The following is a 25120-nucleotide window of genomic DNA, read 5'->3' as shown; positions in this document are numbered from 1 at the left end:
CGACTGTCCCCCAGTCCCAGTGCGGCGCGAGGTCCCCCTCGCTGTCATACTAACCGTCCTCCTGATGGAGCAGAACCGTTACCCCGAACAGTCCTGCCGCCACGACCGGGAACCACGCCGCCGCAACGGGGGGTACCACGGAATTGCTGCCCAGCGCCTGCGCCAGAAACGTTGCGACATAAAGCACGAAGCCTGCCGCCACGCCACCGATGATCGCTGGCCCGGATTGCCCCAGCCGCGAATAACGCACCGCAACCGTGGCTGCCACAAGGGTCATAGCCATGAATAGTGCAGGTTTTGCCAACAGTGTGTAAAGACGCATGGAAAAAGCGTCTGCATTGTACCCTAATTGCCGCGCCACATCGATTTTCGACGGCAATTCCCAGACGGATATGGTGCTGGGATCGGCCAGCCGCTGCTCGATGTATTCGGGCAGGAGCGTCGTCGGAAGCGTATAGGACGGGCGGCTTTCCGGCGGGAAGCCGACCACGGTGACGACGGGGCGGTCGATCATCCACGCGCCGTCGCCCAGCGTTGCCCTGTCGGCATCGATGCGCTCGCGCACGATTCCGTTATCGTTGAGCACGAAGGCGGTCACGCCGCCCAGTTCGCGCCCCCCATCCGTAACGGCCTTGGCTCCGATGATGGACGAGATGCCGCCGCCATGCTGGCGCAGCCACGGCGTGCGGCTGGCATTCTCGTCGGCCCGGTCGCCCGCCACCATCGTCTCGATCTGGGCGGAGCGGGTCTGCGCCATGCTGGCCAAGGGATTGTAGAGGCCGGTGGCGGCGACGCCGAGAAGGAACGAACCGGCAAGGAGGGGAAACAGGATCTGCCAGATCGATATGCCGGCCGCGCGCGCGACCACGAGCTCCATCCGCCGGTTCAGCGTGACGAGCGTGAAGATCGATCCGAACAGGATGACGAAGGGGAAGGCCTGCTCGATGAAGGATGGAACGCGGAAGGCGGAGATGGCCGCAAGCGTTCCGAAGCCGATATCGTCGAAGCGCCCCCGGCGGCTGAGTTCGATCAGATCCACGAGGTAAGCGAGCGCGAAGACGATGGCGAGCGTGCCGAACACGCTCTTCATGAACAGTCGCATGAAGTACAGATCGAGCGTCAGGCGCTTCATGCCGTGCGTCCCGTTCGGTGCGACCGCCCGAGCGATCGTCGGCGCAGGGCGGTGGCGGATGCGGAGATCGCCTCCGAGACGTTGCGGACGAAGCGGGATTCGACCACGTTGACATTGCGCGCCAGGAGGATGGCGCTCGAGATTGCCGACAGCAGCGGCAGGGCGAACACCAGGGGCACCATCGCCGTGTTGGCTTCCACCAGCGACAGCGATACGAAGCCGAGCGCCTTCAGAAGCAGCGCGCCGCCCAGGCCGATCACCATCGTGGGGCCCGTTCCCTGCCGGTTGGTGCGCGGCGGCCCGGCAACGGCCGCCGCCCAAAGGGCGAAGGCGATGGGGTACAACCAGTCGCTCCAGCGCAGGGCCAGTTCCTCGATGAACCGGTTGGGATTGGACTGATAGAGTGGATCGCTCGGGTCCGGGTTCGTCAACTCGCCCGTGCTGCGCTCCGACATGCGGATCCAGTCACGGGTGGATACCGGCCGAAGGTCCGCAAGGTCGAACGCGTAGGTCTGGAACTCGATCACCGAGATCGCGTCGTCGTTGACGGGTTTGCGATGCAGCTGGCCGTTCTTCAGCACCAGGAAGGATTCGCCGTCCAGATCGACGATGGACGCCTCCTGGGCGAAATAGTTCACGTCGGTCGCAGGGTCGCGACTGTCGGCCAGGAACAGGCCCTGGATAACCGGGCCGCGCATATCGGCGACGCTGATGACGACCCCGTCCTGGACGCGCTCGAAGCGGCCCGGCGTCAGGAACAGCGAGATCGCGTTGGCATTGATGGAGCGCACGCCGTTCTGGAAGGCCTTGGACGACGCCGGACCCAGTATGTTGGAATTGAACAGCACCAGAGCGGAGGCGATCAGCCCGAGAAGGATGATCGGCTTGGCGACCAGGAATTGCGATGCGCCCGCCGCGGAGATGACGGATCGTTCGGAATCCGTGTTCAGGCCGTTCAGGGCCTGGATCGACCCGATCAGGATGGCGAAGGGAAGGACGCCTGCCGTCAGGTCCGGCAACAGCATCAGCGCGATCCACAGGATGTCGCCGACCGCCCCCAGCGTACTGCGCACGAGATCCACGCGCTGAAGCACCTGGACGACCCACACGACGAGGACCAGTGCCGCCAGCGAAGCCGCGCTGAAGATGGCGGCACGTCGGAAAATGTAGCGTTCCAGAAGCTTCATGGATGCCGTCAGATACCCGTGTCCGCCCGCACTGCGCGAGACTGGCAGCACGCCTTGTGCGCGTTGCCGACCATAGATTGTGCGAGCTTGGCTAAAGAAGGGCGAACGAACATCGTGAACAATTGATGATCGTTCGTTTCTCTTGCAATGGCGCGCACCATTTCCAAGATAGGCCGCATAGCAGTCGGACGAACAAACATCGATTCCCCGGAACGAGAATTCCCCCAAAAAATCGGGAGCATCCCCATGGCCCTCACGCCAACCATCGCCTTTTCCACGACCCGGCCGCCGGAAGACGGGGTCCGCGTCGTCCTGGCCGGCGACGTTTCCGCGCTTTCAGGCCTCGTCGGCGAGACTTTGGCCGAGCAGGTCCTGCGCGCCGCCGAGGCAGCCAAGTTCAAGGCCAGGCTCCTGTCGACCGTCGAGATCCTGGCGCCGTCCGGCAGCGGGCTCGACAAGCTGGTCGTCGTCGGCATCAAGGGCGAAAAGGAACTTGTGGAAGAGGATTGGCTGAAGATCGGCGGAACGATCCTCGCCCGCACGAAGGGCGCTTCCGGCGTTTCCGTCATGGCGGCCGATGTCGGTGCGTCCGAGGTGGCCGGCATGGCGGAGGGCGCCGTCCTGCGCGCCTATGATTTCGACCTCTACAAGAGCAAGAAGTCCAAGGACGATGCCGAGGGCGAGGCCCCCAGGCAGGACGCACCTGCCACCATCACCTTCCACGTCAAGGATGGCGAGGCGGCCGGGGCGGCGTATGCGCGGCGCGAGCCGGTGGGCGAGGGCGTTATCCTGGCGCGCAACCTGGTCAACGAACCGGCCAACATCCTGACAACGGTAGAGTACGCACGCCGCATAGAGACGCTGCGCGATTTCGGCCTCGAAGTCGAGATCCTCGAAGAGGAGCAACTGGCGGAACTGAAGATGTTCGCCCTGCTGGGCGTGGCACAGGGCTCTCCGTCGCCGGCGCGTCTTGCCGTCATCCGCTGGAACGGCGGGACGGAGGGCGAGGCCCCCGTCGCCTTCGTGGGCAAGGGTGTCGTCTTCGATACCGGCGGCATATCCATCAAGCCGGCGGCCGGCATGGAGGACATGAAGGGCGACATGGGCGGCTCGGCCGCCGTCGTCGGGCTGATGCGCGCGCTGGCTGGCCGCAAGGCGAAGGTCAATGCGGTGGGAATCGTCGGCCTGGTCGAGAATGCGGTCGACGGAAAGGCCCAGCGGCCGGGCGACATCGTGCGCGCCATGTCCGGCACAACGATCGAAGTACTGAACACGGATGCGGAGGGGCGGCTCGTGCTGGCCGACGCGCTCTGGTACACGCAGGATCGGTTCAAGCCGCGCTTCATGGTGAACCTGGCGACGTTGACCGGAGCCATCATCGTGGCGCTCGGCAATCATTATGCCGGGCTCTTCTCCAACGACGACGCCTTGTCCGCCCAACTGTCCAGCGCCGGCGAGGCAACCGGGGAAAAGGTCTGGCGCATGCCGCTGGGCAAGGAATACGACAAGATGATCGAGGGCAAGTTCGCCGATATCCGCAACATCGGCGGCGGGCGCGCGGCCGGCTCCATCACGGCGGCGCAGTTTCTGCAGCGTTTCGTCAACGACGTGCCGTGGGCCCATCTGGACGTGGCCGGCACGGCCATGGGCTCGCCGTCGAACGAGTACAGCCAGTCCTGGGCGTCGGGCTTCGGCGTGCGCCTTCTGGACCGGCTCGTCGCCGACAATTACGAGCAGGCCTAGGCGCGCGGCCATGGCCGAGGTGCTTTTCTACCATATGACGGAAAGCCGCCTCGAGGAGGCTTTGCCCGACCTGCTCGAAAAGTGCCTCGCGCGGGGCTGGCGCGTCGTGGTGCAGACCGCCACCGAAGAGCGACGCGACGCGCTGGACCAGCATCTCTGGGTCTATCGGGACGACAGCTTCCTGCCGCACGGCTCCGACGCGGAGGGATCGGCCGGCCTGCAGCCGATCCTTCTGACGTGCGACGCCGAGCAGCGCGCGAACGATCCGCATGTGCGCTTTCTGGTGGAGGGCGCGGTGCCGCTGAGCCTGGAGCCCTATGTTCGCGGCGTCTATCTGTTCGACGGCTACGATCCCGACCAGCTTGCCACCGCGCGAGAGCGTTGGAAGGTCGAGAAGGCCGCCGACCAAGTGGTGACCTATTGGCAGCAAACGCCGGAGCGGCGCTGGATCAAGAAAGCCTGACGCTGAAAATGCCCTAGTCGGCCATGGCCGCGTCATGCTCTTCCGACAGGGCCAGCCATTCGCCTTCGGCCTTCGTCAGCGTCTTCTCGGCCAGGGATTTCTGCTTCGCCAGTTCGGCCGCCTTGGCCGGTTCCTTCGCATAGAGCGCCGGGTCGGCTAGTTGCCCGTCGAGATCGCCGATCGTCTTCTGCAGGCGCGTCATCTGAATCTCCAGCGCGGAGATCTGCTTGCGAAGCGGCTTCAGGGCCTCGCGACGCTCGGCGGCGTTCTTGCGCTGCTCTGCCTTGGATACCTGCGGAACGGCGGGCGCGTCTTCTTCGGATGCGGCCTGGCCGCTGCCGCTGCGCCGGCCCGAAAGGATCAACTTCTTGTAGTCGTCGAGATCGCCGTCATAGCGCGCCACGGTTCCGTCTCCGACGATCCACAGCCGGTCCACCGTGGCCTCGACCATGTGGCGGTCGTGGCTGATCAGGATGACGGCCCCCGGATATTCGTTGAGCGCGCGGACGAGGCTTTCGCGTGCTTCGATATCCAGATGGTTGGTCGGCTCGTCGAGGATCAAGAGGTTCGGAGCGTCCAGCGTGGCAAGCCCCATCAACAGACGGGCCTTTTCGCCGCCGGACAGCTTGTCGGCCACCGTATCCATCTTCTCCGTGGCAAGGCCCATGCGGGCCACCTTGGCGCGCACCTTCGCTTCGGGCACGTCCGGCATGGCGCGCCGCACATGCTGGACGGCGGTCTCTTCGGGCCGCAGGTCGTCGATCTGGTGCTGGGCGAAGAAGGCGACCTTCAGCCCCGGCGCGCGGGTGATCGTACCCTGCTGCGCCTGAAGGCGGTCGGCGAGCAGCTTGGCGAAGGTGGACTTGCCGTTGCCGTTGGCGCCCAGCAGCGCGATCCGGTCGTCATGGTCGATCCGGAGGTCCAGGTGCTTCAGGATGGATCGCCCGGCCTGATAGCCGACCGCCGCGTCCTCCATGCGGATGATGGGCGATGCCAGCGTCTTCTGCGGCGCATCGAAGGTAAAGGGCACGACGTGCTCTTCCACGATGGCGGCAAGCGGCTGCATGCGTTCCAGCGCCTTCAGGCGGCTTTGTGCCTGTCGCGCCTTGCTGGCCTTGGCGCGGAAGCGCTCGACGAAGGCCTCCATATGCTTGCGCTCGGCCTGCTGCTTGGTGATCTGCTTTTGCAGCAGTTCCAGCTTTTCGGCGCGCTGTCGCTCGAACTGGTCGTAGGAGCCGCGATAGAAGTTCAGCTTGCGCTGGTCTAGATGGATGATGGCGTTGACGGCATTGTTCAGGACATCGCGGTCGTGGCTGATGATCAGAACGGTGTAGGGATAGCGGGAAACGAAGTTTTCCAGCCAGAGCGTGCCTTCGAGGTCGAGATAGTTGGTCGGCTCGTCCAGCAGCAGCAGGTCGGGACGCGAGAACAGCACGGCGGCAAGCGCGACGCGCATGCGCCATCCGCCCGAAAACGACGATACCGGCCGTGCCTGCGCGGCGCTGTCGAAACCCAGCCCGTCCAGGATGGCGGCGGCGCGCGCCTCCGCCGAATGGCTTTCGATATCGGCAAGGCGGGTATGGATTTCGGCGATGCGGTGCGGGTCGGTCGCGGTTTCCGCTTCGGCCAGAAGGGAGACACGCTCCTCGTCGGCTGCCAGCACGATCTCGATCAGGGACTCCTCGGTGCCCGGCGCCTCCTGCGCCACCTGGCCGATGCGGGTGTTGCGCGGCACGCTGATCGAGCCGGTCTCGGCGGCGAGATCACCGGTGACGATGCGGAAGAGGGTAGACTTGCCCGCGCCGTTGCGGCCGACGAGGCCGGCCTTGGTGCCGGCCGGAATGGTCAGGCTTGCGTGGTCGATGAGAAGCCGGCCGGCGACACGGGCGGAAAGGTCTGTGATCTGAAGCATGAGCCGCTTTTGCCATGTCTCGTCGCCGCGCGAAAGAGGCCGGCAACAGCCGGCACGAATTGCTTCTCATGGCTGCGCCTTATGTGTACATTCCGACCAAGGGTCATGTAGATCGGATATGACATGCCGTTGCACATAACGAACGAAACGGCCGAGCGTCTGACGCGCAAGCTCGCGGGGATCGAGAACGTATCCTTGAGCAGGGCGATATCTCTTGCAATGTCGGAGGCCCTGGAAAGACGCGAGGTGCGGGAAACTCCGCTGGAAACGGCCGAGCGCATTCGCGCGCGACATGGCATTCGTCTCGATGAAAAGGCGCGGCAGCCCTTGCCCCGCGAAGCTTTCGACGCGATGTGGCAGCGTCGCTGATGTTCGTCGATGCATGTGCGATGATCGCGATCCTTTCGGGCGAGGCCGAGGGCGAGCGCGTTTCCGAGGTGCTTTCGGAAGCGCCGTCACCGACGACTTCTCCTCTTGCGGTCATCGAGGCGGCAATCGCACTGGCCCGGCCGGACAAGTTCGGCGTGCCTCTGGAATTGGCGGGCCGGATCGTCCTGGAATTCGTCGAGGAGCGTGCGATCGTCATCGCCGATCTTCCCCCGGCACGGGAGTTGACGCCTTTGCTGCTTGACGCCGCCAGCCGCTATCGCACCGGGCGGACGAAGCTCAACCTGGCGGATTGCGTGCATTATGCCTGCGCCAAGCATGGGGGCATGCCGATCCTCGCCACGCACGACGAATTCAGGCAGACGGATCTTCCGACCGTTCCGTAGAGGAAAGAATGGCATGAGCATCTTGTTGTACGAACTGGTGGGCCAGGACGAGACCCGGCCCTTCTCGCCCCATTGCTGGAAGATCCGGCTGGCCCTGCGCCACAAGGGGCTGGAATTCGAGACTGTCCCCGTGCCCTTCACCAGCGTCCGGCATGTCGAGAACGGCTTCGACAGGACGGTGCCCGTGCTGCGGGACGGCAAGGACGTCGTGCAGGATTCCTTCGCCATCGCCGAGTATCTGGAAGCCAATTACCCCGACGGTCCGCCCTTGTTCGGCAGCGAGATCGGGCGAGGGCTGGCGCGGCTGGTGGAAAGCTGGTCGCAGCGTACGCTGCACCCCTTCGTCACCTCCGTCGCGCTGATGGATATCTACTCGCTGCTCGACGAGGCCGACAAGGAGCATTTCCGCCGCACGCGGGAGGCCTTCTTCGGCATGAAGCTGGAAGAGGTCGTGCATCGCGATCCCGAGCATGTCGAGGCCTTCTCGCGCGCGCTCAACCCCCTGCGCGCCACGCTGAAGATCCAGCCTTTCCTGAGCGGGCGGCAGCCGGGCTTCGCCGATCATATCGTGTTCGGCGCGTTTCAGTGGCTGCGCGTCGTATCGCCCTTCCATCCGCTGAAGCCGGATGACCGCGTGATGGAGTGGTTCGAGCGATGCCTCGACCTCTATGACGGCGAGGGGCGCAGCGTCGCGGCGGCCTGACCGCCTCTTCGGGATCGCCTCTCCGGGCCTTGCCGATGTCCGGCCCGCACTGTATGGAGCGGCATCTTTTCCCTCGTATTCCATCGGAAGGAAAGCCATATGGCTATCGAACGCACGTTCTCCATGATCAAGCCGGACGCAACGCGGCGCAACCTGACGGGCGCCATCACGCAGAAGCTGGAAGAAGCCGGCCTGCGCGTCGTCGCTTCCAAGCGCGTCTGGATGAGCAAGCGCGAGGCCGAGGGCTTCTACGCCGTCCACAAGGAGCGGCCGTTCTTCGGAGAACTCGTCGAGACGATGACCTCCGGGCCGACGATCGTGCAGGTCCTCGAAGGCGAAAACGCCATCCTGAAGAACCGCGAAGTCATGGGCGCGACCAATCCGGCCGACGCCGCCGAGGGCACGATCCGCAAGTCCTTCGCCGTTTCCATCGGCGAAAACTCGGTTCACGGCTCCGACGCGCCCGAAACGGCCAGCCAGGAGATCGCCTACTGGTTCGCCGAGACCGAAATCGTCGGCTGAAGGTTTCGGCCTTCCCCTATGATGGACGCCCGTCCGGCCCCTGGCCTGGCGGGCGTTCTGCCATCAGCGATCCAGCGCGATGAAGCGGAAGACCCGGTGCCCATCGCGGGGATCCGTCAGGGTTCGGCTGCCCACCCGGAAGATCGAGGCAAGGCGCGCTTGCGTCAGCACGTCGGCCGGCGCGCCCACGGCTGCAAGCCGGCCCTTTTCCATGATGGCGAGCCTGTCGCATCCCAATGCCTGGTTCAGGTCGTGCAGCGCGACGACGACCGTGACCGGCAGCGCGGAGACCAGCCGCAGCACTTCCATCTGATGGTGGATGTCGAGATGATTGGTCGGCTCGTCGAGGATCAGCAGGCGAGGGCGCTGCGCCAAGGCGCGCGCGATGTGCACGCGCTGGCGCTCGCCGCCCGAAAGCGTGCTCCAGAAGCGCGCGTCGAAGCCGTCCAGCCCCACGGCGCTTATGGATTGCGCGACGATTTCCCGATCTGCCGCACTCGGCGCTGCAAAGGGCGCAAGCCACGGCGTCCGTCCCAGTTCCACGCAATCCCAGACCGTCAACGCTTCCTCCGTGTCGGAGGATTGGGCAACGAAGGCGAGATTGCGCGCCAGATCGCGCCGGGTCATACGGAATGACGGCTTGCCGTCCAGAAGAACGCCGTTCGATGGCAGCAGCCCGGCGAGAATGCGCAGAAGCGTCGACTTGCCGGATCCGTTCGGGCCGACGATACCCAGCGTCTCGCCCGGCGCGACGTCGATGCTGACGCCGGACAGGATCGGCTTGCCGCCGACCGCCCAGCAAAGGTTGCTGGCCTCGATCTTCATTGGCGCATGCGCCGGCGCACGAGGATCAACGCAAAGCCGGGTGCGCCGACGAGCGCGGTCACGACGCCGATCGGAACGACCTGACCGGGGATCAGCATGCGCGACACGATGTCGGCGGCAATCAGGAAGACCGCACCCAGCAGCGCCGATGCGGGGATGAGCCGGCGATGCCGGACACCGACGATGAAGCGCGCCGCATGAGGGACGACCAGCCCGACGAAGCCGATCGAGCCGACCAGGCTGACCATGATGGCGGTGGTGAGCGTGACGACCCCGATGAGAGCGATGCGAATACGCCGGACATCGATGCCGAGCGAGGATGCCGCTTCCGAGCCGAAGGAGAAGGCGTCGAGCCCCCTTGCGCACCACAGGCAGACGAAGAGCGCCAGCGCGGCAGCCGGGGCGGCCAGCGACACATCGGGCCAGCGCACGCCGGACAGGTTGCCCAGCAGCCAGAACATGATGCCGCGCGCCTGCTCCGCATTGGCCGAGCGTGCGATGAAGAAGGAGGTGAGGGCGTTGAACAGTTGCGAGCCGGCGATGCCCGCAAGAACCATTTGCGCCGGTCCGCCGCCCGCCGCGCGCGCAAGCGCGGCGACCATCAGGAAGGCCAGCGCCGCACCGGCGAAGGCCCCGGCCGAAAGGCCGATGGCGCCGGCGCCGACGCCCATGATCGTCACTGCGACGGCACCGGTGGACGCGCCCGCCGAAACACCCAGAAGATAAGGGTCCGCCAATGCGTTGCGCACCAGGGATTGGAGGACGACGCCGGCCAGCGCCAGCCCGGCGCCGCATGCCGCGGCGACCAGCGTTCGCGGCATTCGGTAATTCCAGATGATGCCGGCATCGATGGCATCCACCGCATGCGCGGCGCCGAAAAGCTTGTTGGCGAGGACGGATCCGACAAGAGACGGCGGCAGTGGCGTTTCGCCGATGACGACCCCGGCCATGACCGCCAGCGTCAGCAACGCGACGCCCGCGCCCGCCCAGACCATGGGCGAGGCGGGCCCGGGCCTTGCGATATCCGCCGCCGTCACCGTGCGTCGAGCTTGGACAGGGCGTCGGCGAGTGTTTCCAGCGCCGCGACATTCCGGATGGAGGGGTCCATGGCATGCGCGTCCAGCACTACGATACGATCGTTGCGGACCGCATCCATCTGGCTGGCCACCGGGTCGGTTCGCAGGAACTCCAGCTTCTTCTCGTAGTCGTCGGCTTCGAAGCGGCGGCGTTCCATGCTGGCCACCACGATGATGGACGGGTTGGCGCGGGCGATGGTCTCCCAACTGACGAGCGGCCATTCCTCGTCGCTTTCGACGATGTTGCGCAGGCCGAGCGCGTCCATCATCGTCGCGGGAGGGCCCTTGCCGCCGGCGACGAACGGATCGCCCGACAGTTCGGGAGAGGAAAACCAGAACATGGCGCTGGCGTCGTCCATCTGCAGCGCGCGCGCCTTTTCGATGGCCGCGCTTTCACGGCTGCGCAGATCGGCCACAAGCGCTTCGCCCCGTTCGGGGGCGGCAAGAATTTCGGCGAGCTCGGTGATGCCCTGGTAGAGCGTTTCCATGGAATACATGGCCGTGCGCGTTCCGTCGGAGCCGGCGGTGTTGTCCTTGCCGATGCAGTCGGACGGCAGGATATAGGTTGGAATCCCGAGATCGGAGAACTGCTCGCGGGTCGCGACGATGCCCTGTGGCCCGACATGCCACTCATACTGGGCGGCAACCAACCTCGGACGTTTGGCGACGACGCTCTCGAAGCTGGGATCGTTGTCGGCAAGACGCTCGATGCCGGCGTTCACCGCTTCGAATTGCGGCAGCACCTGCGTAAACCAGACTGACGTTCCGGCAACCTTGTCCGCAAGGTCGAGGGAATAGAGAATTTCGGTAACGGCCTGGCCGACGGCAACGACGCTGTCCGGCGCCGTCTCGAAGCGGACTTCGACGCCGCAATTCTGCAGCGTCAACGGATAGGCCGTTTCGGCCCTCGCGTCGGGGAGAACACCTAGGCACGCCGCGAATGCAAGAGAAGAAAGCAGAGTTCGGGCGTGAGCCCGGCTGGGATAGGCCATGTCGACACCTTCCTGGGCAACCCCGCCCAGTTCGCGTTGCTGTTCGTGCCGGCAGGTCTCCTGACTGACGGGTCGATGCTTGCGCGGCCTTCCCGGGTTGGCTCCCAGTGGCATATCGCGCGTCGCTCGCCGCCTACAGTTGCGGGGGCAGTTCCGTTTGACCGGCCACGAGGCCAGCCACGGATTCCCTTTCAATTCCTTTCGGAAACCGGCACCGGTGTCGCTACCAGACGGCGCGGCCATTCACAACCGCAATGGTGACTGCCGGCTCAAAGCCTGTGCCAGCGATCCGTGGCCGCGGCGTCGGTGTCTCGTGCTTCCACCCAGGCGCCCACGCTGCCATCCACAAGATGTTCGCGTTTCCAGAAGGGTGCCTCGGTCTTCATGAAATCCATGATGCAGGATGCCGCTTCGAAGGCCGCCTGCCGATGCGTGGAGGCGCAGGCGACGAAGACGATCTCCTCGCCGGGCAGGATGCGGCCGAAGCGATGGATGATCGTCCAGCCGGCCAGCGGCCAACGTGCGGCCACCGCTTCGGCGATCTTGCCGATCTGGGCTTCGGCCATGCCCGGATAATGTTCTATTTCGAGCGCCGCGAGGCGCCCCGCTTCGTCGCGGCAATATCCGGTAAAGCTGACCAGCGCCCCGAACGAGCCGCCGGAAGGCAGCGTGGACGCCGCTTCGGCGAAATCGATGCGCTCGGACTGGACGCGGACGAGAGCCATGTCATCCCCCGGTCATGGGTGGGAAAAAGGCGACTTCCCGGACGGCGGCCAGCGGTGCGTCGTGCCGCGCATGCTCATGGTCCAACGCGACGCGTACGAGTTGCGGCGTCTTCAAGGCCTCCGCATAATTATCGCCGCGGCCCTCCAGCCAGCGGATGAGCTCGGCCACGGTGGCGATGTCTGCCGGCAGGGACACGTCTTCGCCGGCAAGGCCGATGCGCTCCCGGATGGAAGCGAAGTAGGCGAGTTTCATGGCGCGACCTCCCGGTCAGACGTCGATGTGGCGCAGGCCCGCGCGGAAATAGTCATAGCCGGTATAGAGGGTGATGAGCGCCGCGATCCAGAGGAAGAGGATGCCGAGTTCCGTGACATAAGGGAAAATCTGGTCTCCCGCCGGCCCTGCCAGCAGGAAGGCGATGGCGACCATCTGCGCCGCCGTCTTCCACTTGGCGAGCCGCGTTACGGGCACGCTCACCTTCAGTTCGGCTAGATACTCGCGCAGGCCGGACACGAGAATCTCGCGGCACAGGATGACGATGGCGGCCCAGATGCTCCAGCCGGCGATGGTGCCGTCGGCCGCCAGAACCAGGAGGGCGGCGGCCACGAGGAGCTTGTCGGCGATGGGGTCCAGCATGCGGCCGATGGTGGAGGTCTGCTGCCACGCGCGGGCCAGATAGCCGTCGAGCCAGTCGGTGATGCTGGCCGTGGCGAACAGGAAGACGGCCCACCACCGCGCCGTGTCGGAGCCGTGCAGCCGGCCCTCTACGAAAAAGCACAGGACGACCAGCGGCACCGCGACGATGCGTGCATAAGTCAGGATGTTCGGCAGGTTGAGCGCCTTGGATGACATGGGTACCGTCCGCAGTTCGTTGGCCCTTTGAACCGTTCGCCGGGCCATACGTCAAGGCATGGAAGGACGATCTTCAGCCGCCGTTGAAATGATCGTAGACCAGCCGTGCCATCGCCTCCGAAATGCCGTCCACCTTGCGCAAGTCGCTCAACGCCGCGCGGGATACGGCCTTGGCCGTTCCGAAGTGCTGCAGCAGGGCGCGCTTGCGCGTCGGGCCGATGCCGGCGATCTCGTCCAGCGGGTTGCGCGTCAGCTCCTTAGAGCGGCGGGCACGGTGGGTGCCGATGGCGAAACGATGGGCCTCGTCCCGCAGGCGCTGGACGAAATACAGGACGGGGTCGCGCGGGGGCAGGGTGAAGCTCTCGCGACCCGGTATGACGAAGCGTTCGCGCCCGGCGTCACGATCCACGCCCTTGGCGACTCCGATAGTGGTGACCTTGTCGGCGATGCCGAGGCCTTCGAGGATCTCGCGTACCGCCGCGACCTGGCCCTTTCCACCATCGATGAGCACGAGGTCGGGCCAGGCCGGCATGTCCGCGTCCGCCGCATCATCGGCGTCGGCGGGGGGGGCGACCGGGCCCGCTTCGCCGTGATCCTTGATCAGCCGGGCGAAGCGGCGGGACATCACCTCTCGCATCATGCCGAAATCGTCACCGGGCGTGATCTCGGCCGAGCGGATGTTGAACTTGCGATACTGGTTCTTGGCGAAGCCGTCGGGGCCTGCCACGATCATCGCGCCCACTGCCTGGTTGCCCATGATGTGGGAGTTGTCGAAGACTTCGATGCGGCGCGGCGTGTAGGCCAGCTTGAACGTCTCGCGCAGGCCGTCCAGAAGGCGCGCCTGGGTCGACGTCTCGGCCAGGCGGCGTCCCAGCGCCTCCCTGGCGTTGGCGGTCGCATGGTCGACGAGGTCGCGCTTGGAGCCGCGCGCCGGCACGCTGATGCGCACGCGCCGGCCGGCGCGGGCCGAAAGCGCGTCCGCCAGCAAGTCCTGCTCTTCCACGTCGATGGGCAGCATGACCTGTGCCGCCGGAGGCTTGTCGTCGTAGAACTGGGCAAGAAAGGCTGCAAGAACCTCCGCCGGTTCGATGCTCGGATCGGCCTTGGGAAAATAGGCGCGATTGCCCCAGTTCTGCCCCGTGCGGAAGAAGAAGACCTGGATGCAGGTCAGGCCGCCCTCCTGGTGCATGGCGAACACGTCGGCTTCGTCGACACCTTGCGGGTTGATACCCTGATGGCTCTGGATATGGGAAAGGGCCGACAGCCGGTCCCGATAGATGGCGGCGCGTTCGAAGTCCAGGCTGTCGGAGGCATCCTGCATCGCCGAGGCGAGGGATTGGCGAACCTGTGTCGAGCGCCCCGACAGAAAGTCCTTCGCTTCGTCGACGAGGCGCGCGTAATCGCCGATCGAGATTTCCCCCGTGCAGGGGCCGGAGCAGCGCTTGATCTGGAACAGCAGGCATGGGCGGGTGCGCGTCTGGTAGACGCTGTCGGTACATGTCCTCAAAAGAAAGGCGCGCTGCAGCGCGTTGACGGTGCGCCCCACCGCCCCGGCCGATGCGAATGGCCCGAAATACTGCCCCTTTCGGGCTCTCGCTCCCCGATGCTTCAGGATGGCCGGGGCCTCGTGATCGCCCGGCACCAGGATGTACGGAAAGGACTTGTCGTCGCGCAGCAACACATTGAAGCGCGGGCGCAGCCTCTTGATGAGGTTGGCCTCGAGCAGGAGCGCTTCCGTCTCGGTCCGGGTCGTGACGAATTCCATGTGGGTCGTCGCGCGGATCATGCGGGCTATGCGGTTGGTGTGCCCGCCGAGACGCGTATAGTTTGCGACCCGCTTCCTGAGCGAGCGCGCCTTGCCGACATAGAGAACCTCGTGCGCGTGGTCGAACATGCGGTACACGCCCGGCGAGTTGGGCAGGCGACGCGCGAAGGCGGCGATCAGTTCTGCCCCGCGAAGGCCATGATCGACGGACGGTCCGCCATCGTCCCACTGGATGGCGGGACGTGCGCCGACTTCCGAATCCGCATGCTCCTCGGCGATCTCGTCTTCGCTTTCCGTATCGTCTTCAAGGAGTTCGTCTTCAGGCTTCATGTCGCAACTTATGTCGGGCGGGTCTGGAACCATTCATATAAGCCGCCTACGGCGCGATTGCAGCCGACGCGGCAGCATAAGTGCGCCATGGCGAAATTTGGCTCCTGTGTCTCCCGTCTGCAATTGCGCCGGATGGGCGGAACCTTAAATATTCCTTTCGTCGAGCCTTGCGTGAGGCTTGCGCGGAGTTGCTGACGATGTACCGGCTGCCTGTCTTGTTCTGCATTGTCGCACTGGTCGGCCTGGGCCGTCCGGTGCAGGCGGCCGATATCGCGGAACCTGCCGCCGGCCTCGTCGATCCAGCGCCGGACGTCTACACCTGGGCGGGTCCCTATGGCGGCGGGTTCGTCGGCTACAGCCGGGCCGATTTCGACAATCCGGCAGGCGGCACGTTCCGCGCTGATGGCTTCATCGGCGGCATCTATGCCGGCTATAACCTCCAGACGGAGCGCCTCGTCTACGGCCTGGAAGGCGATGTGGGTGCAAGCGATGTGGACGGCAGCGGGCTTGCCTACTCGACCGGCGTCCCCATCGGCGAAAGCTCGACGGCATTCGGCTCGCTGCGCGCGCGCGTCGGCGTCGCCTACGATCCCATCCTGATGTTCGCGACGGCAGGGCTGGCGGTCGCCAGCAACGAATTGTCCCTCGACGGCTCCAGCGACAGCGCGACGCATCTCGGCTGGACGGTCGGAGCCGGCGTCGAGGCTGCCCTGCGAGACAATGTGACGTCGCGGATCGAGTATCGCTACACGAACTTCCAGAGCCGCAGCTACGATATCGGCAACGTGACGATCTCGTCCGGCTATGACGAGCACTCGATCCGGGCCGGCCTTGCGCTGAAATTCTGACCGGATCAACGGGACAGAACGTCATCCGGCGTGAGCGGGTCGTTCGCGTCGAAGGCGGCGTCGACCTCCAGCGCCGTCGCGAGAAGGGCGTGGTATCGGCGCCGCGAGATTTCGATCGCGCCGAGGCTGGCAAGATGGGCCGTCAGGAACTGCGTATCCAGCAACACGAATCCGTCCTTGCGAAGGCGGGCGCAAAGATAGGCGAGCGCGATCTTCGAGGCATCGGTGCGGCGCGAAAACATGCTCTCGCCGAAGAATGCGCCGCCGAGGCTTACCCCGTAGAGACCGCCGGCAAGATCGCCGCCGTCCCAGGCCTCGACGCTGTGGGCATGTCCCAGGCGGAATAATTGCAGGTAGAGGTCGCGGATCGTCCGGTTGATCCAGGTTTCGGTGCGGCCGGGCTGCGGCTCGGCGCACCGGTCGACGACGGCGGGAAAGGCCGTGTCGAAACGGATATCGAAGGGCTGTCTGCGGATCGTTCGTGCCAGCCGCCGGGCGATATGGAGGCCATCCAGCGGCAAGATGCCCCGCTCGGACGGGTCGATCCAGTGAATCGACCGGTCCGCCGCGGATTCGGCCATGGGGAATATGCCGCTGGCATAGGCCCGGAGGAGGAGCTCAGGCGTGATCGAAACCATATCGCTCGGGCTCCGGGAGTACGGGTCAACCCGCTTTCGCGCCACCCGCCAGGTAGTGTTCCAGCCAGTGGATGTCGTAGTCCCCCGCCTGGATGTCGGGGTTGTCGACAAGCCGCTGGAACAGCGGCAGCGTGGTCTTCACCCCGTCGACGATGATCTCGTCGAGCGCCCGGCGCAGGCGCATCAGGCACTCCTGCCGATTGCGACCATGTACGATCAGCTTGCCGATGAGGCTGTCGTAGAAGGGCGGGATCGAATAGCCCTGATAGACGCCGGAATCGATCCGGATGCCGAGGCCGCCGGGTGCGTGATAGTAGCTGATCTGGCCGGGCGAGGGCGCGAAGGTGACCGGGTCTTCCGCGTTGATGCGACACTCGATCGCGTGGCCCGAAAACTTCACCTGCTCCTGCGTGAGGGATAGGCCCTGGCCGGCGGCGACGCGCAATTGCTCGTGCACGAGGTCCAGCCCGGTGATCGCCTCCGTAACCGGATGCTCGACCTGGAGGCGGGTGTTCATCTCGATGAAGTAGAACTCGCCGTTCTCGTACAGGAACTCGATCGTGCCGGCGCCGCGGTACTTCATCTTGCGCATGGCGCTGGCGCAGATTTCGCCGATCTCTTCGCGCTGCGAATCGTTGAGGGCAGGCGACCGCGCCTCTTCCCACACTTTCTGATGCCGGCGCTGCAGCGAGCAATCCCTCTCCCCGAGATGGATCGCATTGCCTTCGCCGTCGCCGAAGACCTGGATTTCGATGTGCCGCGGCTTGCCGAGATATTTTTCGATGTAGACGGCGTCGTCGCCGAAAGCCGCGCCGGCCTCCGCGCGGGCCGTCGCCAGCGCCATGGACAGGTCGTCCGCTGAGCGTGCAACCTTCATGCCGCGCCCGCCGCCGCCGGCCGAAGCCTTGACGAGAACGGGAAAGCCGATATCGGCGGCGATACGCATGGCTTCCGCATCGTCGGTCACCGCGCCGGGGGAGCCGGGGACGACCGGGATGCCCAGCGCCTGGGCCGTGCGCTTGGCCTCGATCTTGTCGCCCATGGTGCGGATATCGCTGGCGCGCGGACCGATGAAGGTGATGTTGTGCGCTTCCAGGATATCGGCGAAACGCGCGTTCTCCGACAGGAAGCCGTAGCCGGGATGCACGGCATCCGCCCCGGAGATTTCGCAGGCTGCGAGGATCTGCGGGATATTGAGGTAGCTGTCGCGCGCCGGCGGCGGGCCGATGCAGACGCTTTCGTCGGCAAGGCGCACATGCATCGCGCCGTTGTCGGCCGTGGAATGCACGGCCACGGTGGGAATCCCGAGTTCCTTGCAGGCGCGCAGCACCCGCAAGGCGATCTCACCGCGATTGGCGATTAGAACCTTGTTGAACATGGACACCTCAGGCGACGACGACGAGGGCTTCGCCATATTCGACCGGCTGGCCGTTTTCGACGCAGATGCGCTTGACCACGCCGGCACGCGGTGCCGGAATCTGGTTCATCGTCTTCATCGCCTCGATGATCAGCAGAGTATCGCCCTCCTTGACCTGCTGGCCGACCTCGACGAAGGCCTTGGCGCCCGGCGCCGAAGCCAGATAGACCGTGCCGACCATGGGCGAGGGCACCGAGCCTGCTTCCGGCCCGGAAGCGGCGGGCGCCGGCGCGCCGCCGGGGGCGGCTGCCTGCGGGGCCGGGGCCATCTGCGGCGCCGCATAGTGCTGCGGTACGCTGGCCATGTAGCCGCCGGCGGCGACGTATTCCTTCTGGCGCGAAACGCGGATGCGAAGCTCGCCCTGCTCGACCTCGATCTCGGTCAGGTCGGTATCGTTCAGGATATCGGCCAGTTCGCGGATGAGGGAGCGGTCCACGGCGTTGTCTTCTTTCGACATTTCTTATCCTTGAGAAGCCCATGCAATTATGATGTGGGCCGTATAAAGCGTTTCAGGGCGTTATGGGAAGAGCGATTGCGTCAGGAGCAGGTCGCGCTGCCGCAGGCGCGCATGTTGGCGATCTTGCCGGCCAGCGTATCGGCCCCCACGGCGCCCGGCACCATTTCGTCGCCGATGACATAGGAGGGCGTACCGCTGATCTGCAGCGAGACGGCCATTCGGGCAGCCGCATCCAGCTCTTCCTCGATGGCGGGAGAGGCCATCGCCGCCCGGATGTCGGCCTCGCCGGCGCCGAGGCCCACCGCCACCTCGATGGCGCGCTCCTCGTCGGCAGTGCTGCGAGACATCAGGAGTTGCGATTGAAACGCGCCGTACCGATCCGGGTGCAGGTTGCGGAAAGCCAGGCTGACGCGGCTGGCGGCCACCGATTCCGGACCCAGAACGGGTATCTCGTGCAGCACGACGCGCAATTGGGGATCGGATTCCAGAAGGGCCTGCATGTCGGCATGGGCCCGCTTGCAGTAGCCGCAATTGTAGTCGAAGAACTCGACCAGCGTCACGTCGCCTTCCGGATTGCCGAGCGTCGCGCCTTCGGGTGTGGCGAACAGCGCGTCGCCCGCTTCGGCGATCGCCTGCTTCTGGGTCTCGCGGGACTGCGCGTTCCGCTTCTGCTCGAGCGCGCCCATCACCTCCACCAGAACTTCCGGGTTGGCCATCAGGTATTCGCGCACCGTTTCGCCGATCTCCTGCTTCTGCTGCGCGTCGAAGCCTTGCGCCACGGCGGGAAGCGGAACGGCAAGGCTGAGCGCGGCCACGGCCATGAGGTGATGGAGCTTCAAAGCGTTCGTCCTTGTCAGGCGCTGTGGCGGCCCCGGCCGCCGGCGCGGTCAACGTGTCTGAATGATGTCCTGCGCCTGCTGCCATTGCGGCGTGCCGGGCCGGAACTTCTGTTGCGCGCGGGCCGCGAAGACCTTGGATTCGCGGAAGTTTCCCGCCTGCCAATAGCCTTCCGCCGTTGCCAGTTCCGCCGCCCCGACATCTCCGGTCTGGCCATAGGCCATGGCGAGGAAGCGGTAGGCGTTGTAATTGTTCGGCTCCAGGTCGAGACCCCGGCGGATCTCGGTGATCGCCTGCTTCATCTGCGACGGGTCTCCCGATGTCACGAGCGCCTGTCCGATGGATGCCTGCAGAAGGCCGGAGCGGCCTGGCGCCAGTTCGGCCGCGCGACGGAACTGCGTTGCCGCCTCCTTGCCGCGGCCGGCTTCCATCAGGATCTCGCCCTTGACCTCATGATACCATGGATTGCGCGGGCTCTGCTGGATCAGCCGGTCGATCTTGGCGAGCGCCCCCGATGGCACGCCCGACAACTGTGTGGCGATGGCGTCGCCGTACAGTGCGGGCTGGCTGTGCAGGTCGCGGCCGAATGTCTGCCGCACAAGCGTCGCGCCGCCGTTGTAGGCTGCGATCTTGGCGCGGGCCAGATCATGCCGCAATTGCAGTTCCGGCGGGTCCTTGCGGTCGAAATAGGGGCTCTCGTGCGCTGCCGTCTGCAGGAAGCCGATTCGATCCTGCGGGGCGGGGTGGGAACTGAGATAGCGGTCGGTGCCGCGCCCCGACAGCATGTTGTTGCGCAGAAGGCCGTCGAAACTGTCGAGCAGGCCCTTCGGCGACTGCCCCGTCTTGCTCAGATAGGTGAGGGCCGAGCGGTCGGCGGTGATTTCCTCGGTCCGCTGGTACGACATCAGGCCGCGCCGTGCGAGGCCCCCGCCGCCCATCATGATGCCGCTGCCGGCCCCGGCCGCCGCGGAAGAGCCCCCGGCCGCGCCCGCCACGGCGACGCCGGCGCCCAGAAGCCCGGCGACGACGGCGATCACCTGGGCCCGCGCCAACTGGTCTCGCAGGCGCTCCTGGTGGCCGCCGGCCAGATGGCCGATCTCGTGCGCGAGGACGCCGATGGTCTCGTTGGGCGTCTCGGAATTGAGGATCGTGCCCGTATTGATGAAGATGCGCCGTCCTGCCACGAAGGCGTTGAAGGACAGGTCGTTGACGAGGACGATCTCCACCCGGTTCGATTGCAGGCCTGCAACCTTCAGCAGCGGTTCGGTATAGTCGCGGATCAGCCCTTCGATCTGGGCGTCGCGCACGATTGGCAGGCGGCTGCGCTGCTGCGCCTCCGCGACTGGTGGCACGGCAACCGTCGCCATGGCGGCGGCAAACGCGACGATGGTGCGGGTAAGGCGGCCCAGGCCCGGTTTCATGATAAATCCTGCCTCCCGGAGACGATTCGCATTTGCGGTCAGGTTCGCCCCTGAGCCCTGTAAATGCAAAGTGTCGGCCATGCCAATCCGGCGATTGTGAGGCTCATGATGCAAGCGAACCCCCATCCTTCTCCGTCGGCCCGCTCCGATGTGGCCCCGTTCCGGGCCATGGACGTACTGGCCGAGGCAAACCGGCTGAAGGCGGGCGGAGCGCCCGTCATCTCGCTGGCTGTCGGCCAACCGTCGGCGCCGGCGCCGGCCGTTGCGCTGTCCGCGGCGCGCGACATGCTGCACCATGGCGTCGTCTCCTACACGGACGCGATGGGGCTCGCCTCGCTGCGCGCCCGCATCGGCTCACACTATCGTGACGCTTACGGAGCCGATGTTCCCGCAGCACGCGTCATGGTGACGACGGGGTCGTCCGCCGGCTTCAACCTCGCCTTCCTGGCAGCATTCGACCCCGGCGCGCGCATCGCCATCGCTGCTCCCGGCTATCCGGCCTACCGCAACATCATGCGCGCGTTGGGCATCGAGCCTGTCGAGATCGCCACCGGTCCGCAGGATGGTTACGTGCTGACGGCAGAGAGGCTGGCGGCGGTGCACCGCGAAAGACCGGTGCAGGGCGTTCTCGTCGCCAGTCCGGCCAATCCGACGGGCACGGTTACGCCGCGCGCGCAGTTGCAGGCCCTCGTGGAGTTCGCCGACCGCGAAGGCATCACCTTCATCTCGGACGAGATCTACCACGGGTTGGTCTATGGCGAGGCGGCCAGTTCGGCGCTCGAGTTCACCGACCGGGCCATCGTCATCAACTCCTTCTCGAAATACTATTGCATGACGGGCTGGCGCATCGGCTGGCTCGTGCTGCCGGAAAGCCTGCGCCGCGCGGCGGAACGGATCGGCCAGAGCCTCTACATATCGGCGCCGGAGGTTTCCCAGGTGGCGGCGCAAGCGGCCTTCGATGCCCGCGACGAACTGGAGGGCGTTCGGCGGGTCTATGAGGTCAATCGACGCCTGATGATCGAGCGCCTGCCGCATATGGGCTTTTCGGGCATCGCGCCGATCGATGGCGCTTTCTATGCCTACGCCGCGTTGCCAAAGGGCTGGCACAGCGCCTCCGAATTCGCCCGCGCGGTGTTGCAGCAGGCTCATGTGGCGGTGGCGCCGGGGCTCGACTTCGACCTTGCGAAGGGAGAGGGCACCGTGCGCTTGTCTTACGCCGGCAACACGGCCGCCATGGAAGAGGCGTTGAACAGGCTGCAGGCCTTCATCGAGCGGCGATAGCCTGCCCTTGAGTTGAAAACGCCGGTCGGGTGGCCGACCGGCGTTTTCCTTGTGTTCCGAACCTGCCGGGATCAGAAGAAGCTGCGGCGCGCCCACCAGCCCGTCCGCTTCGGCTTCTCCTCCGCTTCGGCCGCTTCGCCATTCTTGGTGACGACCGGTGCCGCCGGCTCCGAAGGCGCCGGTGCGGCTGCCTCTTCCTCGGTCTCGATGGCGTCCTCAGGGGCCGCCGCGACATCCTGCGCCGGGACCGCGCCATTGACGTCTTCGATGGCGGCTTCCTCGGCTGCGACGACCGTATCCTCGTCGACGGCGTCGGGCGCCGCGTCGTCATCGGATGCCCTGGCGAACGGCTCGTCGGCATTCTCGGCCACGATCACGCCGCTCTCGACCTCTTCGGCCAGCGTGGCTGCGTCCTCGATCCGCTCCTCGGACTGGCCATCGGAATCCGCGTCGTCCGCAGCCGCGTCGCGGCCCCGACGACCGCCCCGGCGACCACGGCGGCGGCGCTTGCGGTCGCCGCCATTCTCGTCATCGGATGGAACCTCGGCGCTTGCCTCGGCGGCAACATCGTCTTCCTCGCTCTCGTCGGCCGCGTCCTCTTCGCCGGAATCGTCCGCGCGGGCGTTGCCTTCGGCCGAGTCGCCTTCGCCGCGCCGACGCCGGCGGCGGCGCTTGCGGCGGCGCGGCTCTTCGCTGCCGTCGCGTGCCTCGGCGGCCGGCTCCGGAGCTTCCGGCGTCTCCTCGTCGACGATATCGTCATCCACGGGCACGACGCTTTGCGGCTGCACGACCTCGATGTCGATCTTGCGCGGCACTTCCGCGCCGTTCTCGATGGCGACGTGGGCATGACCGTGCCCTTCCTCGGCCTGGATGCTGATATGCAGGCCGTGGTTGCGCTCGAGCTCGTCCAGCGTGGAGCGCTTCTCGTTCAGGATGTAGAGCGCGGTGGCGGTCGGCACCTTCACGATCACGTTGTGCGTGCCGTGCTTGAGGATATGCTCCTCGATGCTGCGCAGGACATGCAGCGCCAGCGACGACGCCGAGCGGATGAAGCCGTTGCCGCCGCAGGTGGGGCAGACCTGCATCGTGGATTCCAGCACGCTGGCCCGAATGCGCTGGCGGCTCATCTCCATCAGGCCGAAATGCGAGATGCTGCCGATCTGAATGCGGGCCCGGTCGTTCTTCAGGCAATCCTTGAGGCGTTTCTCGACCGCGCGGTTGTTGCGCTTCTCTTCCATGTCGATGAAGTCGATCACGATGAGGCCGGCGAGATCGCGCAGGCGCAACTGGCGCGCCACTTCCTCGGCGGCCTCCAGGTTGGTCTGCAGGGCGGTATCCTCGACCGAGTGTTCGCGCGTCGAGCGCCCGGAATTGACGTCGATGGCAACCAGGGCTTCGGTCTGGTTGATGATGATGTAGCCGCCGGAGCGCAGGGTGACGTTGGGCTGCAGCATCTTGTCGAGCTGCGCCTCGATGCCCTGCCGCGCGAAGATGGGCGTGGGGTCCTGGTAGCGCTGCACCACCTTCGCCTGGCTCGGCATCAGCATGCGCATGAAATCCTTCGCCTCGCGGTAGCCGGCGTCGCCGGCGACGAGGATCTGGTCGATATCCTTGTTGTAGAGATCGCGGATCGAGCGCTTGATGAGGCTGCCTTCCTCGTACACCAGCGCCGGCGCGGTGGAGGCGAGGGTGAGCGTGCGGACGTTCTCCCACAGACGCATCAGATATTCGTAGTCGCGCTTGACCTCGGCCTTGGTGCGGTTGGCCCCGGCCGTGCGCAGGATGATGCCCATGCCGCGCGGCACCTCCAGATCGCGGACGACCTCCTTGAGGCGCTTGCGATCCGTCACATTCGTGATCTTGCGGGAAATGCCGCCGCCGCGCGCCGTGTTCGGCATCAGAACGGAATAGCGCCCGGCCAGCGACAGGTAGGTCGTCAGCGCGGCGCCCTTGTTGCCCCGCTCTTCCTTGACGACCTGGACCAGCAAGATCTGCCGGCGCTTGATGACTTCCTGGATCTTGTACTGCTTGCGCGGCGCGCGATGCCGTTCCGGGACCTCCTCCATCGCGTCTTCCGAGCCGATCTGCTCGGGCATCGGAGGCTCGTCGTGGCCGTCGTCGACGGGGCTGTCGTCGGCCTCCGGCTCGGCCGAATCGGCTGCCGCAGGCCTTTCGTCATCGGGGGAGGCGACGGCTTCGGCCGTGTCCGCGGCTTCCGCTTCGGGCTCGGCCTTCTTGCGGGTCGTGCGGCGGCGGCGCGCCGGCGCCTTCTTGGCGGGCTCGGCCTCTTCCGCGGCGGCCGCCTCCGGAGTGTCGGACGCGACGGGCTCGGAGACGCTGTCCTCGCCTTCGACATCGGCCGCCTGCGCTGCCTTCCGGCTGCGGCGGGGGCGCTTCGCGCCGGACTTGGCTTCGGGCTTCGGCTCGTCCGCGTCGTCGTCTTCCGAGACGCGGGCCAACTCCTCCTCGATCAGCGCCTGACGGTCTGCGACGGGGATCTGGTAGTAGTCGGGATGGATTTCGCTGAAGGCGAGGAAACCGTGGCGATTGCCGCCATACTCGACGAAGGCGGCCTGGAGCGACGGCTCCACGCGCGTCACCTTGGCAAGATAGATGTTACCCTTGAGCTGCTTCTTGTGTTCGGATTCGAAATCGAATTCCTCGATGCGGTTACCGCGTACGACGACGACGCGCGTCTCTTCCGGGTGGGACGCATCGATCAGCATTTTGTTGGCCATGGAATATGCTTTCCCGGGCGATGGCCACGCTGTCCGGTGCCGACGACTGAGCCGGCAGGGAGGGGACAGGGCGGCGGCCCGCAACGGTCGCGGCTCGGGGGCGCAGACAGGCGGCGGACGACGGCGACCGCTGTGGCGATCTCTGGTTCTCCGTCAGATGTCCGAATTCTGCTGCCTGCACGCGTTGGCGACCTGAATTTTTTCAGCAACTGATCGCCTGGCGGCGACCGACGAATGTCGGCGCATCGGCGGTTATGTCCGCTTGTCCGCGCCGTATGGATGCTCCACCCCGCAAGCCGGGTGGAATGGATTTGTTGCGAGACCCGCGGGCTTCTTGGCGGCTCCTTCAGCCTGCATACGCGACGAAGCTGTTCTGGGGCTTCGGTCGGTTCGCGGCACGGCGTGCACGCCTGTCCTAAAGTCTCAACTTTTGCTTTTACGGCGCGCTTGCGCCAGAAACAAGAGACCAGCTCATGAAAGTGCCA

The 25120-nt window shown here is 65.8% G+C and carries 23 protein-coding genes, 1 pseudogene and 1 riboswitch; of the genes and pseudogenes, 8 read left to right on the top strand and 16 right to left on the bottom strand.

Features of this window, described 5'->3' with window-relative positions; all coding sequences use genetic code 11:
- Positions 1-49: 49 nt before the first annotated feature.
- Positions 50-1132 (bottom strand): LPS export ABC transporter permease LptG, encoded by a 1083-nt coding sequence (gene lptG, locus NDN16_RS04720; RefSeq protein ID WP_251112457.1) that lies wholly within the window; start codon positions 1130-1132, stop codon positions 50-52.
- Positions 1129-2319, bottom strand: coding sequence for an LptF/LptG family permease (locus NDN16_RS04715; protein ID WP_251112456.1), 1191 nt, complete (start codon positions 2317-2319; stop codon positions 1129-1131). Before NDN16_RS04715 ends, lptG begins: the two co-directional genes overlap by 4 nt.
- A 246-nt stretch (positions 2320-2565) precedes the next feature.
- Between NDN16_RS04715 and NDN16_RS04710 the strand changes: the two genes are divergently transcribed.
- A complete protein-coding gene (locus NDN16_RS04710; RefSeq protein WP_251112455.1) occupies positions 2566-4062 on the top strand; it encodes a leucyl aminopeptidase in 1497 nt (498 codons plus the stop codon).
- A 10-nt stretch (positions 4063-4072) separates the two neighbouring features.
- The gene (locus tag NDN16_RS04705; RefSeq protein WP_251112454.1) at positions 4073-4525 is read left to right on the top strand and encodes a DNA polymerase III subunit chi; all 453 of its coding nucleotides are present in this window, start codon (positions 4073-4075) and stop codon (positions 4523-4525) included.
- 13 nt (positions 4526-4538) lie between these two features.
- Here the strand turns inward: NDN16_RS04705 and NDN16_RS04700 are convergent, their stop codons facing one another.
- Entirely contained in the window at positions 4539-6437 is a 1899-nt protein-coding gene (locus tag NDN16_RS04700) for an ABC-F family ATP-binding cassette domain-containing protein (protein ID WP_251112453.1), read from the bottom strand.
- A 123-nt stretch (positions 6438-6560) separates the two neighbouring features.
- On the opposite strand from NDN16_RS04700, the gene NDN16_RS04695 reads away from it, so the two are divergent.
- The 4 genes from NDN16_RS04695 (at position 6561) to ndk (ending at position 8435) form a co-directional block, all read left to right on the top strand.
- Positions 6561-6806, top strand: coding sequence for a type II toxin-antitoxin system VapB family antitoxin (locus NDN16_RS04695; protein ID WP_251112452.1), 246 nt, complete (start codon positions 6561-6563; stop codon positions 6804-6806).
- Entirely contained in the window at positions 6806-7210 is a 405-nt protein-coding gene (locus NDN16_RS04690) for a type II toxin-antitoxin system VapC family toxin (protein WP_251112451.1), read from the top strand. Before NDN16_RS04695 ends, NDN16_RS04690 begins: the two co-directional genes overlap by 1 nt.
- 13 nt (positions 7211-7223) lie before the next feature.
- Positions 7224-7913, top strand: a complete 690-nt coding sequence (locus NDN16_RS04685) for a glutathione S-transferase family protein (RefSeq protein ID WP_251112450.1) — start codon at positions 7224-7226, stop codon at positions 7911-7913.
- A 99-nt stretch (positions 7914-8012) separates the two neighbouring features.
- Positions 8013-8435: a nucleoside-diphosphate kinase gene (ndk, locus tag NDN16_RS04680; protein ID WP_251112449.1), complete on the top strand. Its 423-nt coding sequence runs from the start codon at positions 8013-8015 to the stop codon at positions 8433-8435.
- 63 nt (positions 8436-8498) lie between these two features.
- On the opposite strand, the pseudogene NDN16_RS04675 reads toward ndk, so the two are convergent.
- The 7 genes and pseudogenes from NDN16_RS04675 to uvrC form a co-directional block, all read right to left on the bottom strand.
- Positions 8499-9185 (bottom strand): annotated as a pseudogene (locus NDN16_RS04675) (ABC transporter ATP-binding protein); the annotation flags it as partial.
- Between the two features lie 71 nt (positions 9186-9256).
- Positions 9257-10255, bottom strand: a complete 999-nt coding sequence (locus tag NDN16_RS04670; RefSeq protein WP_251112570.1) for a FecCD family ABC transporter permease — start codon at positions 10253-10255, stop codon at positions 9257-9259.
- Between the two features lie 38 nt (positions 10256-10293).
- Positions 10294-11328, bottom strand: a complete 1035-nt coding sequence (locus tag NDN16_RS04665) for an ABC transporter substrate-binding protein (RefSeq protein WP_435301050.1) — start codon at positions 11326-11328, stop codon at positions 10294-10296.
- A gap of 33 nt (positions 11329-11361) precedes the next feature.
- A riboswitch (cobalamin riboswitch) is annotated at positions 11362-11556 on the bottom strand.
- Between the two features lie 41 nt (positions 11557-11597).
- Complete coding sequence (locus tag NDN16_RS04660; RefSeq protein ID WP_251112446.1) at positions 11598-12053, bottom strand: molybdenum cofactor biosynthesis protein MoaE; 456 nt, start codon at positions 12051-12053, stop codon at positions 11598-11600.
- Position 12054: 1 nt separating this feature from the next.
- Positions 12055-12306 carry a molybdopterin converting factor subunit 1 gene (gene moaD / locus NDN16_RS04655; RefSeq protein WP_251112445.1) on the bottom strand — a complete coding sequence of 84 codons (252 nt, stop codon included), beginning with the start codon at positions 12304-12306 and terminating at the stop codon, positions 12055-12057.
- Positions 12307-12321: 15 nt separating this feature from the next.
- Entirely contained in the window at positions 12322-12903 is a 582-nt protein-coding gene (gene pgsA / locus NDN16_RS04650; RefSeq protein WP_251112444.1) for a CDP-diacylglycerol--glycerol-3-phosphate 3-phosphatidyltransferase, read from the bottom strand.
- A 73-nt stretch (positions 12904-12976) separates the two neighbouring features.
- Positions 12977-14998, bottom strand: a complete 2022-nt coding sequence (gene uvrC, locus NDN16_RS04645) for an excinuclease ABC subunit UvrC (RefSeq protein ID WP_251112443.1) — start codon at positions 14996-14998, stop codon at positions 12977-12979.
- A gap of 197 nt (positions 14999-15195) precedes the next feature.
- Here uvrC and NDN16_RS04640 point away from each other — a divergent pair, with 197 nt between their 5' ends.
- Positions 15196-15846 carry an outer membrane protein gene (locus tag NDN16_RS04640; protein WP_251112442.1) on the top strand — a complete coding sequence of 217 codons (651 nt, stop codon included), beginning with the start codon at positions 15196-15198 and terminating at the stop codon, positions 15844-15846.
- 5 nt (positions 15847-15851) lie between these two features.
- Here NDN16_RS04640 and aat read toward each other — a convergent pair whose 3' ends face one another.
- The 5 genes from aat to NDN16_RS04615 all read right to left on the bottom strand — a co-directional run bounded on the left by aat (position 15852) and on the right by NDN16_RS04615 (position 20616).
- Positions 15852-16484, bottom strand: a complete 633-nt coding sequence (aat, locus tag NDN16_RS04635; RefSeq protein WP_251112441.1) for a leucyl/phenylalanyl-tRNA--protein transferase — start codon at positions 16482-16484, stop codon at positions 15852-15854.
- A 25-nt stretch (positions 16485-16509) separates the two neighbouring features.
- On the bottom strand, positions 16510-17862 hold the full coding sequence (gene accC / locus NDN16_RS04630; RefSeq protein ID WP_251112440.1) for an acetyl-CoA carboxylase biotin carboxylase subunit: 1353 nt from the start codon (positions 17860-17862) through the stop codon (positions 16510-16512).
- 7 nt (positions 17863-17869) lie between these two features.
- Positions 17870-18358 (bottom strand): acetyl-CoA carboxylase biotin carboxyl carrier protein, encoded by a 489-nt coding sequence (accB, locus tag NDN16_RS04625; RefSeq protein ID WP_251112439.1) that lies wholly within the window; start codon positions 18356-18358, stop codon positions 17870-17872.
- Between the two features lie 80 nt (positions 18359-18438).
- On the bottom strand, positions 18439-19179 hold the full coding sequence (locus tag NDN16_RS04620; RefSeq protein ID WP_251112569.1) for a DsbA family protein: 741 nt from the start codon (positions 19177-19179) through the stop codon (positions 18439-18441).
- A 66-nt stretch (positions 19180-19245) separates the two neighbouring features.
- Positions 19246-20616: a M48 family metalloprotease gene (locus NDN16_RS04615; RefSeq protein ID WP_251112438.1), complete on the bottom strand. Its 1371-nt coding sequence runs from the start codon at positions 20614-20616 to the stop codon at positions 19246-19248.
- 105 nt (positions 20617-20721) lie between these two features.
- Between NDN16_RS04615 and NDN16_RS04610 the strand changes: the two genes are divergently transcribed.
- On the top strand, positions 20722-21897 hold the full coding sequence (locus tag NDN16_RS04610) for a pyridoxal phosphate-dependent aminotransferase (protein ID WP_435301049.1): 1176 nt from the start codon (positions 20722-20724) through the stop codon (positions 21895-21897).
- A 71-nt stretch (positions 21898-21968) separates the two neighbouring features.
- Here NDN16_RS04610 and NDN16_RS04605 read toward each other — a convergent pair whose 3' ends face one another.
- Positions 21969-24635: an Rne/Rng family ribonuclease gene (locus NDN16_RS04605; RefSeq protein WP_251112437.1), complete on the bottom strand. Its 2667-nt coding sequence runs from the start codon at positions 24633-24635 to the stop codon at positions 21969-21971.
- Between the last annotated feature and the right edge of the window lie 485 nt (positions 24636-25120).

It is taken from the genome of Aureimonas altamirensis (assembly GCF_023702225.1).
Taxonomy (GTDB): Bacteria; Pseudomonadota; Alphaproteobacteria; order Rhizobiales; family Rhizobiaceae; genus Aureimonas; species Aureimonas altamirensis_B.
The sequence above is the reverse complement of the archived record's forward strand: the minus strand, read 5'-3'. Positions and strand labels throughout refer to the sequence as shown.